The sequence below is a fragment of the Drancourtella sp. An57 genome (genome assembly GCF_002161525.1).
Taxonomy (GTDB): domain Bacteria; phylum Bacillota; class Clostridia; order Lachnospirales; family Lachnospiraceae; genus Sellimonas; species Sellimonas catena.
This window is the reverse complement of the sequence record NZ_NFHY01000012.1, coordinates 104,480-119,816: the sequence shown is the minus strand read 5'-3', so window position 1 is coordinate 119,816 and position 15,337 is coordinate 104,480. Positions and strand designations below refer to the sequence as shown.

The window sequence follows — 15,337 nt, the reverse complement described above, 5'->3', positions numbered from 1 at the left end:
TATATCTTCTGATCCTGCCAACGTCTTATTGTCATACCCAAACGCATGTTTATCTAACATATGTTCGATGAACATGCGTTCTTTTTTTGACTGCTCCAAAAACGCAATTTCCTATAAAGTAAAAAAGCAGGGAGTACGTAATACCCCCTGCTTTTGGCTTTCCAAGGTAAATTAAAGAGCGAGTTCTTTTGCGATATCATACTGATACTGCGGAATTCCTTTTTCCATGTTCAGTGCTTCATCAATGTCAAAGTCCACATACTCGCCGTGCTTGTAACCTACGACACGGTTTGTCTTTCCTTCCAGAAGAAGATCCACTGCCTTTGCTCCCATGATGGAAGCATAGACACGGTCTTTTGCTGTCGGACTTCCGCCACGCTGCATGTGTCCAAGAATCGTCGCTCTTGTCTCCATGCCTGTTGCCTCTTCAATCTCTTTTGCAAGGCCGACGGAGTTACCGACACCTTCTGCATTGATGATGATGTAATGCTTCTTTCCGCGTTTTCTGTTCAGCTTGATATCTTCGATGATCTTCTCTGCATTATAATCGTGCTCTTCAGGAAGCAGAATTCTCTCTGCTCCGTTGGCAATACCGCACCACAGCGCAAGGTATCCCGCATCACGTCCCATAACCTCAACGATACTGCATCTTTCATGGGATGTAGAGGTATCACGTACTTTGTCGATGGCTTCCATCGCCGTATTCACCGCAGTATCAAATCCGATCGTGTACTCTGTACATGCGATATCCAGGTCAATCGTTCCCGGAAGACCGATCGTATTCACCCCGAGATTGGACAGCGCTCTTGCTCCTTTAAAGGAACCGTCTCCTCCGATTACAATCAGTCCGTCAATCTCATATTTCTTACAGATCGCTGCCGCTCTCTGCTGTCCTTCTTCTGTGCACATCTCCTGGCATCTTGCAGTCTGGAGAATCGTACCTCCGCGCTGAATCGTATCGGAAACATCGCGCGCGGACATATCAATAATATCTTCATTTAAAAGTCCTGAGTATCCTCTTCTGATTCCTCTGACCTTCAGTCCATTTCCAAGTGCTGTTCTTACAACGGCACGAATCGCCGCGTTCATTCCCGGCGCATCTCCACCACTCGTTAAAACACCTATTGTCCTGATTTCTTTTGCCATGATTCTTATACCTCCATTAGGTCATTCCCTGATTTCTGTATGTGTTTTCTGTGAATAGTTTAACCACCTAATATACTAAACTATTTATTTTCGTTTTTCAATATCTTTCCTATATCTTTGACTTTTCTACTACTTTTACCCGCTCTTTGCCAAAATAGTTCGTCAATCTGCTCATGAGTTCATCTGAGATATCCACATTCCGCCCCGCCGGAAGCTGTTTGACTGCCCGTTCTGCCTGACAGTAAATGAAGACTTTCTCCTCCCCTTCACTCATGTGGAGCATAGAGTAGACAAGCTGCTCTTCCTGAAGGAAGGATGCCTTATCCGGATACTGAATCCAGAGCTGTTTTTCTGTCTGTTCAAACGGAATGATCGTCTCACAGATCAACTTGCTGGCACTTTCGTCTTCCTCAGACACCCGTCCCCTTACGAACACCTTCCGGTCCACTTCCAGATACTGCTGATTCTTCTCGTAATCCCGCGGGAAAATCACGACCTCCACCGTACCAAGCAGGTCCTCGATGGTAATAAATGCCATCACCTTGTTGGTCTTCGTATATTTTATGGTGCGGGACGTAATCATACCGCCGATGGTTTCTTTGGCCCCGTCCCGGACTTTCGTATGTCCGGTCTCATCGTCATACTGGAAATCATGTGTCGTCGCCGTGATCGCTTTCTTCCACCGCTCCTCGTATTCTTCCAGCGGATGACCGCTGACATAGACGCCAAGCACTTCCTTTTCAAAGGCAAGCATCGTCTCCTTTTCGTATTCGCCCACTTCCGGGAACTGAATATCAAATTCCTTTCTCTGATCCTCATCCACAATATCAAACAGGCTCATCTGTCCTGCCATGGAATATTTCTTCTCCTGATTGATCTGGTCAAGGATCTTAAGATAGACCATCATATGCTGCTTTCTCGTCCCGGTAAAACAGTCGAAGGCCCCGGCTTTAATAAAGTTTTCAACCGTCCTTTTGTTGATGTCCTTGCCGGACATCCGCTCCGCGAAATCCCGGAGGTTTTTGAACTCTCCCCCGGCCTCTCTTTCCCGGATAATGTCATCGATCACGGACCGTCCGATACTTTTGATTGCCGCAAGGCCGTAACGGATATCGCCCCCGTCCACGGAAAAGTTGCCGTACCCTTTATTGATGTCCGGAGGCAGCAGTTTTATGCCCATCTCCTTACAGGTATAAATGTATTCCGCCACTTTCCCCGGATTATCGATGACCGAAGTCATCAGCGCCGCCATAAATTCTACCGGATAATAATATTTCAGCCATGCCGTCTCGTAGGAAACGACCGCATAGGCCGCCGCGTGAGACTTGTTGAAGGCATATTTCGCAAAATCAATCATCTCGTCGTAAATCTTGTTGGCCGTTTTCTCATCGATGCCGTTTGCCACGCATCCCGGCACGTTTTCCTCCGGATTGCCGTAGACGAAATTCTGGCGCTCCCGCTCCATGACATCGCCCTTTTTCTTTGACATGGCACGCCGCAGAATATCGCTTCGCCCCAGCGTGTATCCCGCCAGATCCCGCACGATCTGCATAACCTGCTCCTGATAGACGATACATCCGTAGGTCGGTTCCAGAATCGGTTTTAACTGCGGACAGTCATAGGTGATCTGTTCCGGATGATTCTTTCCTTTGACATACTGCGGGATAAAATCCATCGGTCCCGGACGGTACAGAGAAATCCCCGCGATCACATCCTCCAGATTCCGCGGCTTTAATTCCTTCATAAAGCTCTTCATCCCTGCGCTTTCCAGCTGGAACACGCCGTCCGTCTTTCCGCTGCAAAGGGAATCGAAGACTGCCTTGTCATCATAGTCGATCCTGGACATGTCGATCTTCTTTCCGGTGCTTTGCCGGGCAAGCCTGGCCGCATTCTGAATGACGGTAAGGGTCCGAAGCCCAAGGAAGTCCATCTTCAGAAGTCCGAGCTCTTCCAGCGTCGTCATGGTAAACTGGGTCACCGGAGAATTGTCCGATCCAAGGGAGAGCGGCACATATTCATCGATGGACTTCTGACTGATGACAACCCCCGCCGCGTGCATGGACGTATGTCTCGGAAGACCTTCCAGACGCCTGCTCATGTCAATCAGTTCTCTTACCTGCTCATCCGTATCATACAGCTTTTTCAGCTCCGGATTCATCGTAAGCGCCCGGTCAAGCGTCATATTCAGCTCGGTCGGAATCATCTTTGCAATGCTGTCCACAAAGGCGTACGGAAGATCCATGACACGCCCCACATCCCGGATAACTCCCCGGGCTGCCAGGGTACCGAAGGTAACAATCTGTACCACACGGTCTGTTCCGTATTTTCTCGTTACATAATCGATGACCTCCTGCCTTCTCTCGAAGCAGAAGTCCACGTCGATATCCGGCATGGTGACACGTTCCGGATTCAGGAACCGCTCAAAGAGCAGGTTATACCGGATCGGATCAATGTTGGTAATTCCAAGACAGTAGGACACGATACTTCCCGCCGCGGAACCTCGTCCCGGTCCCACCATAATGTCATGATCCCGTGCATACTTGATGAAATCCCACACAATCAGGAAGTAGTCCACATACCCCATCGTGCGGATTGTATCCAGCTCATAATTCAGCCGCTCCACCAGTTCCTTGGGGCTTCCCGGATACCGGTCCTCCAGCCCGTCAAAGCAGAGCTTCTGCAAATATTCCCATGATGTATAGCCATCCGGCACATCGTATTTCGGAAGCTTGGTGACTCCGAATTCAATCTCCACATGGCAGCGGTCTGCGATTTTCTGCGTATTCTCAAGTGCCTGCAGGGCATACGGGAAGAGCCCCCGCATCTCCTCTTCACTCTTTACATAATACTGGCCGCCTTCGTAACGCATCCGGTTCTCATCAGAAAGCTTCTTTCCCGTCTGAAGACAAAGCAGGATGTCATGCGGCTTTTCATCCTCCGCATAGGTATAGTGGACGTCATTGGTAGCTACCAGCTCAATTCCCGTCTCTTCCGACAGACGAAGAAGGCCCTGGTTGGCCGTCTGCTGCTCGCCCATCCCGTGATCCTGCAGCTCCAGGAAAAAGTTCCCTTTTCCGAAAATATCCTGATACTCGTATGCGGCTTTCTTGGCCTCTTCATAAAGACCCCTCACCAGATTCTTCTGCACCTCTCCGGCCAGACAGGCACTCAGAGCGATGATCCCGCCGCTGTACTGCCTCAAAAGCTCTTTATCCACACGCGGCTTGTAGTAATACCCTTCCGTAAACCCTCTCGATACAATCTTCATCAGGTTGTGGTATCCCTCATCATTTTCCGCCAGAAGAACAAGATGGTAATACCGGTCTTCATTGTGACCCATCTCCCGGTCAAACCGTGATCCCGGAGCCACATACACCTCGCATCCAAGGATCGGATTGATCCCTGCCTTCTTTGCTTCTTTATAAAAATCGATCACACCGTACATCACACCGTGGTCCGTAATGGCGGCACTGTTCATGCCGAGTTCCTTCACACGGGCGACATACTCCTTGATCTTGTTGGAACCGTCTAACAAACTATATTCTGTATGAACATGCAAATGTACAAAACTCATTGTGTTCCTCCTTTTCCGGTACCTATTATAGCAGAAAAAAAGGCATCGGAAAACAGGGGCGAAAAGAGAATTGTGATTATTGTAACTCTCTTTGCTTTGTGCTATGCTGTGGATGAGATTTCATGAAGGAGGACTTGATTATGGAACCATTAAAGATCGGACTTGTCGGACTGGGAAGCAGAGGCTATATGCTTTTAAAGGAAACCCTTTTGTATATCCCGGAAATGCAGATTTCTGTCGTATGTGACGCTTATGAAGACAGAATCAAACAGGCACAGGACCTGATCGAAGAGCGCTGCGGGCATCGTCCTGCTGCCGAGCCGGAGTATTCAGAAGTTCTGACCCGCTCGGATATTGACGCTTTGATTATCGCTACCTCCTGGGAGCACCACGTACCTGCTGCCATCCAGGCAATGAAAGCAGGAATCCCGGTAGGAATTGAAGTCGGAGGCGTATACAGTCTGGAAGAATGCTGGGAGCTTGTCCGGACTTACGAAGAGACAAAAACACCATTTATGTTTATGGAAAACTGCTGTTACGGGCGCCGGGAGCTGATGGCCCTGAATATGAAAGAGCAGGGTGTATTCGGAGATATCGTCCACTGCCGCGGCGGCTATATGCATGATCTGAGAAGCGAGGTTACCCGCGGAAAAGAAAACCGCCATTACCGTCTCAGAAATTATCTCAACCGTAATGCGGAGAACTATCCGACTCACGAACTCGGTCCGATCGCAAGGATCCTTGATATCAACCACGGAAACCGGATGCTCACTCTGACAAGCACCGCTTCCATCTCCAAAGGGATGAATGAATACGTGCGCCGGCACCCGGACTGCGACCAGTCCCTGCTTCACGCCCGGTTTGCTCAGGGTGATGTTGTCAATACCGTCATCACCTGTGCCGGAGGGGAGACGATTCTGCTGACACTCGACACCTCTCTTCCACGCTACTACAGCCGTGATTTCACAGTCTGCGGCACAAAGGGCATGTATGAGGAAAAGACCGATTCCGTCTTCCTGGACGGACTGTATTCCCTGGAAGAGGAATTCTTCTGGAACAAACACTGGGGAAATGCAAAAGAATACGAAGAGCAGTATGACCATCCGATCTGGAAAGACTTCTTGAAGAGCGAAATCAAAGGAGGACACGGCGGTATGGACTACCTCGTCTTCCGGGAATTCGCACAGTGTATCCGCGACGGACGGCCTTGCCCGATCGACGTCTATGACGCGGCTTCCTGGATGTGCATCAGCGTCCTCTCCGAACAGTCCATCGCAATGGGCGGACAGCCGGTTGCCATCCCGGACTTTACAAACGGACGGTGGATGACAAGATAGGCTCTGTCGGGCTACAGTAGAAACCTTTCGGTTTCATCCTTATAACCAACGCATGGCTTCTCCATTTTCTTTTTTGTAGTATCATGAAAAAAGAAACTATCAGGAGGTACCATAATGAAAAATATACTGCTTTTAACTACAACGCCTACTGCCGGCGGAAACGGAGACGCATTGATCGCCGCCGCAAAAGAAGAAGCCGAAAAAAATGGAGCCGAAATTCATCTTGTACATATCCGCGAAAAACAGATCGGCTTCTGCCGGGCATGCTATGGCTGTGCCGAAACCGGCTTTGCTGCACCTTTGCCTGCAAATCCTATCAGATCGGGCCGAAAAAACGCGTCGGTATTTTTCTGACCTGCTCCGGCTCCGATCCGGAAGAGATGAAACGCCACGTGCGGAATATCGTAACGCTGCCAAGCGTAAGCCGTACCATTTCCGACTACCGCACCGAAGTGTTTACAAACTGTAATTCCACATCTACCTGTCAGGATACTCCGGAATATCTGGAACGCGCAAAAGCGGTTGCCCGCTGGGCTCTTGAAGCGTAAGACGATGATGTTTATAAGCTGATAAATAAAAGAAAAAGCAACCGGGTGCCTCTCATTCTATGGGATGCATTCCCGGTTGTTTTTCGTCGCACTTATTTTTGCAGCGCTGATTCTATGCATAGCTAATTCTCTGGCTCCGCCAATATCATCTAAATTATGCTGCATATAATTCTACCCCTTCATTCTTGATATTATTATAGAATGGATATGCCCTGAGCCATTTATTAAAATGATCCCGATTTTTCACAATGGGCATAATTTCCAAATCATGATCAAAATTATAATCAAAAGTCAGGTCGGAAAGTGTATGTCCCTTCCGCCTTATCTCATCATCTGATAAATCCACCAGAATCATAATATCAATATCTGAATCCGGTCTAAAATCACCTCTGGCATAAGAGCCATATAAAATGATAGTCCTCAGTTTTTCTCCATAAATTTTATGCACGTCTTCCACGTATTTTTTTAATATTTCATTTAAAACCTGAGACATATGCTTCCTCCTTCCCGGATGTTTCTCAATTTCAATTATAGTATATACATTCTACATACCAAAAATCAACAGCAGCAGGCTAAATCCTGCTGCTGTTTCCCCAGTATTTCCTATAACTCTGTAACATCCAGGCTGCCGATCTTTCCATCGATCACTTCTGCTCTTCCCTGAATTTCCTGCGGCGTATCTCCCACATTCATGCTGACGCGGAATTTATACGCTTCGTTATCTTTCGTGATTTCTGTTTCAGAAATTTCCCACGTCTCGTCCGCCGTATACAAGTCCAGCATATAGCCAAACAGTCCGTTCTGGAAATCATTCATGCCATTTGAATCCAGATAGGTGCTGTATGCTTTTTCAAATTCTTCCGACGCCTGCTGCGCTTTTCCCGCCGTTTCTTTCTCTGTCTGCGGATCCACTCCCTGCCCGATCACGGTCGGCGAATCCATGACTGCCTGATACAATTCTGCATTTTCTTCGCTCTTGGTGAATGTCTGATCCAGAAACTCCTTTACGAGCTGTTCCTCCTTGTCCGGTCTAAGAAAAACAACCGACATACCAAGGCAGACCAGAAGTGCTGCAGCTACTATCGTATAAATATACTTTCTTTTCATAAGCTCTCCTTTCTGAACAGGAAGCCCCTGTCCGGAGCACAAGATCTCACTTTTTCCCTATTCTTTCTCAACATGTTTCCAGATATTCCAGTTCATCACCTGACAGACCGCTGCCCACACCAGAATCCAGATCAGATAGATAATTCCCAGATATCCAGCAAACTGCAGCGTTTCCTGCATGGTATACAGCCTTGCCTTTGCAGTCAATGCCGCGAAGATAACTCCTCCCGTGATCCCGGACAGCACCGGTATGAGTACAAACATCCGGATCTGATACCGGAGCTTGGCTTTTCGTTCCTTCTCGTGCATTCCAAGACGTTTTAGGAAGATATTCTCCCACCGCCAGTTATCTTCTTCCGACTTGACTTTTACAAAGAACTGGAAGACTCCGAGAATCATCAGTACCAGCAGAATGAATCCATTCCCCATTCTCGTAAAAAAGATTTCCGACTCTGTATTGACGATCATTTGAGATTTCACATAAAACGGCTGAATATTATTGTCCCATACCGTGTCAAAATCCTGCTCCTCGTTCAGATATTCCAGATCCGCCGCTGCCTGATCCACAAGGGCATCATCCAGATTCATACAGAAGAGTGTCGTTGGTCCCTCTGTAAGATTCTCCGGATGCCGGACTGTGTACATCCGCCACTCTTCTCTCGTCATCTTCTGTCTCGTCTCCCAGTTTTCCCTGTTATATGCCGTGATCCGGTCATAATTTTCCTGAAAATACGAATCTGTCAACACGATCAGATTGTCCTGCATTCCCTGATGAAAGCTTCCCGTCAGGCTGGCTCGCTCTTCGCCTGCGATGGTTCTGACCGGAAAGAATCTGCGAAAATCATCCGGATTATAATATTCCAGAGGCTGGCCGAATCTTAAATGCTTTTCCAGGCGTCCGGTATCCCAGTCGATCGTATGTGCCTTGACAGAAAGATCCTGCTGATACACTACATGCAGCTCCTCGCCCTGCAGTGAAAGCTTTTTCGGCTCTTTTCCCATAAATTTCCGCATCTGCTGATAGGTGCTTTCCGAAATGGCAATCTGCTGTCCCTGCGGCCACTGGATTGGTCTGGTTGTCGTTCTCCACGGCTTGATTTTATCGCTCCCGTAGATGGAAGTCATCCGAAGCATCGGATACTGCGTAACCCGTGCTTCATACTTATCCGCAATCGCTTCCAGCCTCTCAAGCTCCGGCTCATATGCCGTCACAACGATATCATACGGGTACATGGACGGAATCTTCTGCGGAATACATGCCCCCGCCATCGGCGCCGCAAACATCCCAAGCGCAAGGAACTGGATCACTGCCAGAAGAAACAGACGCTCTATATTACTCTCAAACTTGTGATAAAACAGGTTCATTTTCAAAAGACCGGTATCATATCTATGCTTTCTCTCCCGTATCCGCATCCACAGTGCTGTTCCGCCGGCGAGCAGAAGGAACATTGCCAGAACCGTCAAAATATGGATGAACCTGCTTTCCGCCCATTCTCTGACCGAATACCATCCCACCGCCAGAGCTGCCAGAAACAATCCTCCTGCAATCCAAAGACTGATTCCTTTCCTCAATCGTTCTTCCTTCTGTACGTCCTCATTTCTATCCACGGACTGTCCCAGGTCAATGAAGTTTTCCTGATTAAAAGCCAATGACAATCCCATCAGAATCAGGAAAGAAATCAGTCCGATGAGAAAATAGTTTCCGGTAACGACTTCCGGAAATACCGCTCCGCCCGGGATCCCTTTTTGCAGCTCCATCCGCATTGCAGAAGCTGCTACCGCCCCTGCTCCCAGACCAAACACTGCGGCGATCAACACGCCCGCCCAGAATTCCAGCAGAAACTGCATGTAGACTGTCCGCCGTCTGATTCCAAGAATAACAAGCAGACGGAAATCCTTTTTCGCTTCTTTGATATACCAGGCACTCATCATCGTCATCATCACGAGGTGTAAAAGGATCAGAATCAGACCAAGGCTACGAAACAGGCCATACAGCCCATCCCCGGTAATGGAACTCTCCATCTCATAAGTATCTTTCATGATTCCATACATGGAAAATACGATAAAGAGGCTCGCTGCTGCAAAAGCTTCCGAAGCAATCATCAATACCTGCACCTTCATTCTGGCCCGGAACATCCTGCGGATCACCTGATAAAATTCCTTCGGGTACTTCCCCGGAAAGTAATTCGCCTTCTTCCGGTGCTGTCTGTCGATCTTCTCTTTCTCCCGAGCCGCAATCACCTCTTCCTCGGTGTCTTCTATCGTTTCCTGACAACGGCAGTATAAAAACTCAATTCCCCCGATGAAAACAAACAGGCAGTATACAAGCATCATGCCCGCTATATCCGTCTTGTTGAAATCATCCGGAGAAAGCGGCAGCATTGACACAACAAAAATAGAAATTCCCAGCCAGCACAGCGTCTTTGCAGAAAGTTTTTCCAAAACACCAAGACTTTTATTGCGGATCAAAAGGATAAAACGAATCAGATAAAGCAGAGCCGGCAGCATGCAGAGCATCAACAGAATATACCGGATCTGAAATCCCGTATCCACTATCATAGTGAAAATCACCCTCGCGCCACATGTTTTCCCTTCTTTCAGTATGATGGGACAAAACAAAAACAGTAAAACCTGAACGACACTTACAATCAGGCGGCACCACCAGATCTTTTGCTGATATTTCGATCTCTTCTTCATAACACCTTCACCTCCAGCCTCCCCCGGGCTTCGTATGAACTTTTTATCCTCTTGCTTTACGCACCATCGGTCTCACCTCTTACCAAAAACAGATTTCTGTTTACAATGTTTTTTCATCTCTAATTTGTCTAAATAATAACATTCAGACTATTCATTTTCAATATCTTTTCACTCTATTATCATTAATTTTTTTGACATTTTTTACAACGCAATTACAAAACGGATACGCACAAATCGCGTATCCGTCATAATCTATTCCCTTCTACTGTTCTTTATATAACTTCTGATATTCTTCTGAATTTTCCAACAACTGCTCATGTGTCCCTGATGCAACAATTTCTCCATGATTTAGTACAAAAATCTGATCGCTTCTTTTTAGTACTTCCTCTTTATGGCTGACGCTAATGACAATTGCCTTTTTCCCAATCTCTTCCAACACATCACAGATAACTTTCTCTGCCGCCCCGTCCAAGTCTGATGTCACTTCATCCAAAAGATAAAGTGAACTGTTTCTTAAAATTGCCCGCGCAAGACCAAGTTTCTGTTTTTGTCCGCTTGAAAATTTGGATGCCCCTTCCGTGACTTCTGTACGATATTGCTTGTCCAGTTCCATGATATCTCTGTGTATTCCCGTCTTTCTACAGATTTCTTCCATTTTTTCTCTCGATATAGAAGCATCTCCAAAGCCGAGATTTTGATAAACATCGCCTGAAATAAAAAAGGGTTCTTTCTCCATATAAGAAATCTGATTCCGCAATGACAAAATATCATATTCTTCTATCGGAATGTTATTCACTGTAATGGTTCCGCTATTCTGTTGATAAAATCGTTCCAGAAGTTTCAGAATAGTTGTTTTTCCTGTTCCATTCTCCCCGGCGAAAGAATAAAGCCCCGGCTTATCAATCTGAAATGAAATGTTGCGGAGTACTTCTGTATTCTTTTCATAAGAAAACGAAACATGATGAAAGCATACTGTGTGAATCATCTCATGCAATACTATGCTGCCGTTCATTTTTGTCTCCATCAGTTCTTCTTTCACTTGACTGATTCGCTCATAACTCACGATCACGCCCTGCTTGTTCAGATTCAACTCAAGAACTTTCGATACCGCCTGCATCAGCATTTCCAGATAGGAATTAAATGCAACCATATTTCCAATTGTCATTTTCCCATCCATAATAAAAAATCCTGCTACAGTAAGGAGTACCACATTCATTATACTCCCAAGAACAGCCCTCAGTGCTGTGACTCCTGATGTCAATTCCGTATTTTTCATTTCTACTTTCAATTTATATTTCAACAAAGAAGAAAACTTTTCCACAATCTTTTTTTGGATTCCAAATGCTTTAATCGAATTCAGTCCGGAAAATGCCTGATTTAAAAAACTGTAATATTCATCACTTACTTCTTTTTTTTGCCGTTCTATTTTCCGAATCCGATTACGAAACATATAATTTGCAAAGTAAAGAACCGGAAGAAATCCGACAGCAATCAGTGTTAATCTCCAGGAAATCAGTAATACAAAATAGACTGAAATTGCCAAATTCAGAATAATCATCAGGACACTGCTGATAAGATCAATATAATATCCTGCTACTGTCTCAACATCAAACTCAATGCGGTTAAGCAGTTCCCCCTTTTCATAAACTTCTGCATCTTTTGTCTTTAGATGCGTGATTCTTTTCATCATCTGACCTTTCATGTCATTTTCAATGCTGGTTACGGTCCACTGTCCAATCAGAGTCTCCATCAAAGAAAAAACTTGTACCAACAAAAGTAAAAATATGTAGATCACAATCCAGATTTGAAAGGTTTCTTTTTGATCAAGCGAAATCACATCAATCACTTTTCCAAAGACATAGGGGGCTAATCCATTTAGCCCCACACCTATGCCAATGATAAGTACAAGAAGTATGAGAAGCCCCTCTCTCGTTTTCAAAAACTGCTTGTAAATATCTTTTCCCATATTACAGATCTGCCATCCGGCCGATAATCTCCTGATAAAATTTCTCCTGATTGTCTCCCCGGTTGAGGGTATCCAGAATCACCCCGTCCTTCAATAGAATGATCCGGCTGCAGTTGCTTGCCATCTGCGGATCATGTGTTACCATAACGATGGTCTTTCCGAACTCCCGGTTGATCCGGTTCAGAGCGTCGATGACGATCTTCCCGGACTTGGAGTCCAGGTTCCCCGTCGGCTCATCCGCCAGTACCAGATCCGGGTCGTTGATGAGCGCCCGGCAGATCGCCACTCTCTGCTTTTCTCCTCCGGACAGTTCGTACGGATTCTTCTTGAGCAGATGGGTGATCTCAAACTGATCTGCATATTTCTTCGCCGCCTTTGTCATGACATCCACTTTTTCTTTTCCGAGGATCATCGGCAGCATGATATTTTCTTCCACGGACAGACTGTCCATCAGATAAAAATCCTGAAAGATAAATCCGATCTTGGTCCTTCGGATGTCCGCCAGCTTATCCCCGAAAAGATCTGTGGTATTCTGCTCCATGAAGAAAACCTCTCCATCCGTCTGCTTGTCGATCATGCCAAGTACCTTCAGAAGAGTCGTCTTCCCGCACCCGGATTTTCCCATGATGCCGACGAACTCTCCTTCCTCCACGGTAAAATTCAGTCCTTTCAGGACTTTAATATCATCCTCGCTCTTTTTAAAGGACGACTTCTGATAATTCCGAATCAAATCTTTTACTTCCAGTACATGCATTACCCCTGTTTCCTCCTCTCACGTTTTAATCTGCGTATCACATACCATCCGAATAACTGTTGGATCAAATATACTATCACTAAATAGGCGATCATGATCGCCGCCCAGTACTTCCAGAATTCGGTTCCGACTCCGTCGCCTCCTCCGGTATTTTGCTGATACAGATAGGAACATACATACAGCACACCCATGACAAACGCCGCTCCTGCCGAAATCATTGTCAAAATCTTTGTCTCAAACCGGATATTCTTTCGCTGCTCCTTTTCTTTCATTCCCATATAATTCAGGAACTCATACCGCCGTTTGAAAGATGTCATCTCCGACAGGTTCTTCAATGCCACAACGAAAAATCCGCTGAGCAGAAGGGTCGCCATCAAAAACAGCTTGCTGGACAGGCTGAATACCGCACGCATCCGCTGTCCCTTCAAAAACTCATCCGTATTGTACAGACTGTTCTCCATCATTACTTCATTCTTATTTTTGATTCCATTGGCATCATTATATGCAGTCAGTTCTGTGTATGCATCCGCTCTTTCCCTCGCCGGGAAAGTAAACAGGTAAAGCTCGGAAGCTTCCGTCTTGTCCCTCCGCACTTCCTGCCACCGTTCTTCAAAGAACTCATCGGAAAAAATAACCATGTTTTCATGGTACTGATCCAGCGAATACTGTCCGATAAGACTCTGGGTGAAAGCTTTCGTCAATTCGTAATGATACGGTTTCCCTTCCTCTGTATTCTTCAGCATGACCATATTAAACTCTGGATCATAATTTCCTACAAACACATCTTCATACAAATCATGACTGTCCCAGTTCGTTATATCTTTTTCCTTCCGAAATTCCGCATCCTCCATGCCAAACCAGATCTCGCGTCCTTCCAGATCACAATCTTTTCCCGTCAGTTTTTGATATGTGGAGGCGGACACGCCGATCTGCTGTGCTGTATAAGCGGTTGTGACACGCAGCATCGGAAACTCTGTTACGGTACCGTCATATTTTTCAGCCAGTTCTTTTGCATACTCTTTGTCCTCTTCCCTTGCAATCCATACACTGTCATACGGATAGTTCTCCCGGTACCTATCAAGGGGCAGGAGGCTGGAAATTTCCACTGTCAGATAGGTCAGAGCAAAAAAGTGAATCACTAACAGAAGGATCAGGATCATCAGATTATTCTGGAATTTACTGTACAACTGGTTTAGCTGAAAAATATGGCGCAGATAAGATTTTTTCCGTTTCCGAAACCGCTCCAGCACCCACGCCAGTCCAAACACGACAATCAGTACCATGCCTGCCGGAAAGACCGCATGGGACGTCAGATACATAGAATCCGAACCCTGATACATGTCTTCCCCAATCACAAGAAGAACAATACCCAATACAACCAGCAGAAGCCACCGCCCGCTGACCGGACGTTTCTCATTCTGCTCTGCGGACGACATGAAGGCGCTCATATCCTTCCCGTCCATCCACGTAATCAGCGCCACGAAAACAAGCGCCATGATTCCGATGCTCAGACCGCAGGCATTTCTCAGAATCTTCCAGTCAAATGCCGTGATCTTGATAAATTCCGGATAGACGCCCCGGATCCAGTACTGGATGCCGTATAACAACCCGATTCCAAGCAGAATCCCCAGAATCAAAGAGAACACACAGCCCGCTACATACTCTGTCAGCATCATAAGATAGGAGGTGCGCTTCCTCATACCAAGAATAACAAAAGTAGAATAGTCCTTCATCCGAAGCTGAATATAGTGCTTCATAGAAAAAACCATCAGCAAAACAGTGATGACGGTAATGAGTCCGGCTGCAATCTTGAAGTCCATTTTCAGTGCCGCTGCCGTCACCTTATCTGTAATTGCTTTTGTCACAATGTCATTTATACCCCAGAACGCGATCATCTCCGCCACTGCAACAATGTTGCTGATGAAAAATAAAATGTAATTATGTAAATTACTTTTAAAATTTTTGAGAATAATTTTATTAAACATCATACACCTCTGCAACTATTATTATACACTGAGTATATAACAACAGAATTGCCATGTAAACATGGCAATTCTGTTGTTAAGTATACTACTTAATCACTTTGCGTACTGGCGGTCTGGAGCTGGTAGATACAGTACAGTTCAGACTGCATGTACCTTCACAGCTAACCAGAAAACACGATTCCCTACATCCAAAACATAATCTTGGCTCTGGACTATTTGCCGG

General features: G+C 46.1%; 11 protein-coding genes. 3 read left to right on the top strand and 8 right to left on the bottom strand.

All coding sequences use genetic code 11. From position 1 onward, the window contains the following. Positions 1–171: 171 nt before the first annotated feature. On the bottom strand, positions 172–1,146 hold the full coding sequence (pfkA, locus tag B5G11_RS11325) for a 6-phosphofructokinase (RefSeq protein ID WP_087253758.1): 975 nt from the start codon (positions 1,144–1,146) through the stop codon (positions 172–174). Between the two features lie 109 nt (positions 1,147–1,255). Beyond that, complete coding sequence (locus tag B5G11_RS11320) at positions 1,256–4,720, bottom strand: DNA polymerase III subunit alpha (protein WP_087253755.1); 3,465 nt, start codon at positions 4,718–4,720, stop codon at positions 1,256–1,258. Positions 4,721–4,860: 140 nt separating this feature from the next. Here B5G11_RS11320 and B5G11_RS11315 point away from each other — a divergent pair, with 140 nt between their 5' ends. From B5G11_RS11315 to B5G11_RS16790, 3 genes are all read left to right on the top strand, one after another. Continuing rightward, on the top strand, positions 4,861–6,057 hold the full coding sequence (locus tag B5G11_RS11315) for a Gfo/Idh/MocA family oxidoreductase (RefSeq protein ID WP_087253752.1): 1,197 nt from the start codon (positions 4,861–4,863) through the stop codon (positions 6,055–6,057). A 114-nt stretch (positions 6,058–6,171) separates the two neighbouring features. After that, entirely contained in the window at positions 6,172–6,411 is a 240-nt protein-coding gene (locus B5G11_RS16795) for an NAD(P)H-dependent oxidoreductase (RefSeq protein ID WP_242959043.1), read from the top strand. Between the two features lie 26 nt (positions 6,412–6,437). Beyond that, the gene (locus B5G11_RS16790) at positions 6,438–6,605 is read left to right on the top strand and encodes a hypothetical protein (protein WP_242959042.1); all 168 of its coding nucleotides are present in this window, start codon (positions 6,438–6,440) and stop codon (positions 6,603–6,605) included. Between the two features lie 154 nt (positions 6,606–6,759). Here the strand turns inward: B5G11_RS16790 and B5G11_RS11305 are convergent, their stop codons facing one another. The 6 genes from B5G11_RS11305 to B5G11_RS11280 all read right to left on the bottom strand — a co-directional run bounded on the left by B5G11_RS11305 (position 6,760) and on the right by B5G11_RS11280 (position 15,114). Continuing rightward, entirely contained in the window at positions 6,760–7,098 is a 339-nt protein-coding gene (locus B5G11_RS11305) for a nucleotidyltransferase domain-containing protein (protein ID WP_087167108.1), read from the bottom strand. Between the two features lie 110 nt (positions 7,099–7,208). Further along, positions 7,209–7,712, bottom strand: a complete 504-nt coding sequence (locus B5G11_RS11300) for a hypothetical protein (protein ID WP_087253749.1) — start codon at positions 7,710–7,712, stop codon at positions 7,209–7,211. A 57-nt stretch (positions 7,713–7,769) separates the two neighbouring features. Continuing rightward, a complete protein-coding gene (locus B5G11_RS11295) occupies positions 7,770–10,409 on the bottom strand; it encodes an FtsX-like permease family protein (protein WP_087253746.1) in 2,640 nt (879 codons plus the stop codon). Positions 10,410–10,671: 262 nt separating this feature from the next. Beyond that, a complete protein-coding gene (locus tag B5G11_RS11290; protein WP_087253743.1) occupies positions 10,672–12,375 on the bottom strand; it encodes an ABC transporter ATP-binding protein in 1,704 nt (567 codons plus the stop codon). 1 nt (position 12,376) lies between these two features. After that, a complete protein-coding gene (locus B5G11_RS11285) occupies positions 12,377–13,129 on the bottom strand; it encodes an ABC transporter ATP-binding protein (protein ID WP_087253741.1) in 753 nt (250 codons plus the stop codon). After that, the gene (locus tag B5G11_RS11280) at positions 13,129–15,114 is read right to left on the bottom strand and encodes an FtsX-like permease family protein (protein ID WP_158099268.1); all 1,986 of its coding nucleotides are present in this window, start codon (positions 15,112–15,114) and stop codon (positions 13,129–13,131) included. The genes B5G11_RS11285 and B5G11_RS11280 overlap by 1 nt, the downstream gene beginning before the upstream one ends. Between the last annotated feature and the right edge of the window lie 223 nt (positions 15,115–15,337).

What these genes read in the sequence shown, in the direction of transcription:
- B5G11_RS11315 (WP_087253752.1), top strand. Translation starts at nt 4,861, where the DNA reads ATGGAACCATTAAAGATCGGACTTGTCGGACTGGGAAGCAGAGGCTAT.
- B5G11_RS11305 (WP_087167108.1), bottom strand. Translation starts at nt 7,098, where the DNA reads ATGTCTCAGGTTTTAAATGAAATATTAAAAAAATACGTGGAAGACGTG.
- B5G11_RS11290 (WP_087253743.1), bottom strand. Translation starts at nt 12,375, where the DNA reads ATGGGAAAAGATATTTACAAGCAGTTTTTGAAAACGAGAGAGGGGCTT.
- B5G11_RS11295 (WP_087253746.1), bottom strand. Translation starts at nt 10,409, where the DNA reads ATGAAGAAGAGATCGAAATATCAGCAAAAGATCTGGTGGTGCCGCCTG.
- B5G11_RS11300 (WP_087253749.1), bottom strand. Translation starts at nt 7,712, where the DNA reads ATGAAAAGAAAGTATATTTATACGATAGTAGCTGCAGCACTTCTGGTC.
- B5G11_RS11280 (WP_158099268.1), bottom strand. Translation starts at nt 15,114, where the DNA reads ATGTTTAATAAAATTATTCTCAAAAATTTTAAAAGTAATTTACATAAT.
- B5G11_RS11320 (WP_087253755.1), bottom strand. Translation starts at nt 4,720, where the DNA reads ATGAGTTTTGTACATTTGCATGTTCATACAGAATATAGTTTGTTAGAC.
- B5G11_RS16790 (WP_242959042.1), top strand. Translation starts at nt 6,438, where the DNA reads ATGAAACGCCACGTGCGGAATATCGTAACGCTGCCAAGCGTAAGCCGT.
- pfkA (WP_087253758.1), bottom strand. Translation starts at nt 1,146, where the DNA reads ATGGCAAAAGAAATCAGGACAATAGGTGTTTTAACGAGTGGTGGAGAT.
- B5G11_RS16795 (WP_242959043.1), top strand. Translation starts at nt 6,172, where the DNA reads ATGAAAAATATACTGCTTTTAACTACAACGCCTACTGCCGGCGGAAAC.
- B5G11_RS11285 (WP_087253741.1), bottom strand. Translation starts at nt 13,129, where the DNA reads ATGCATGTACTGGAAGTAAAAGATTTGATTCGGAATTATCAGAAGTCG.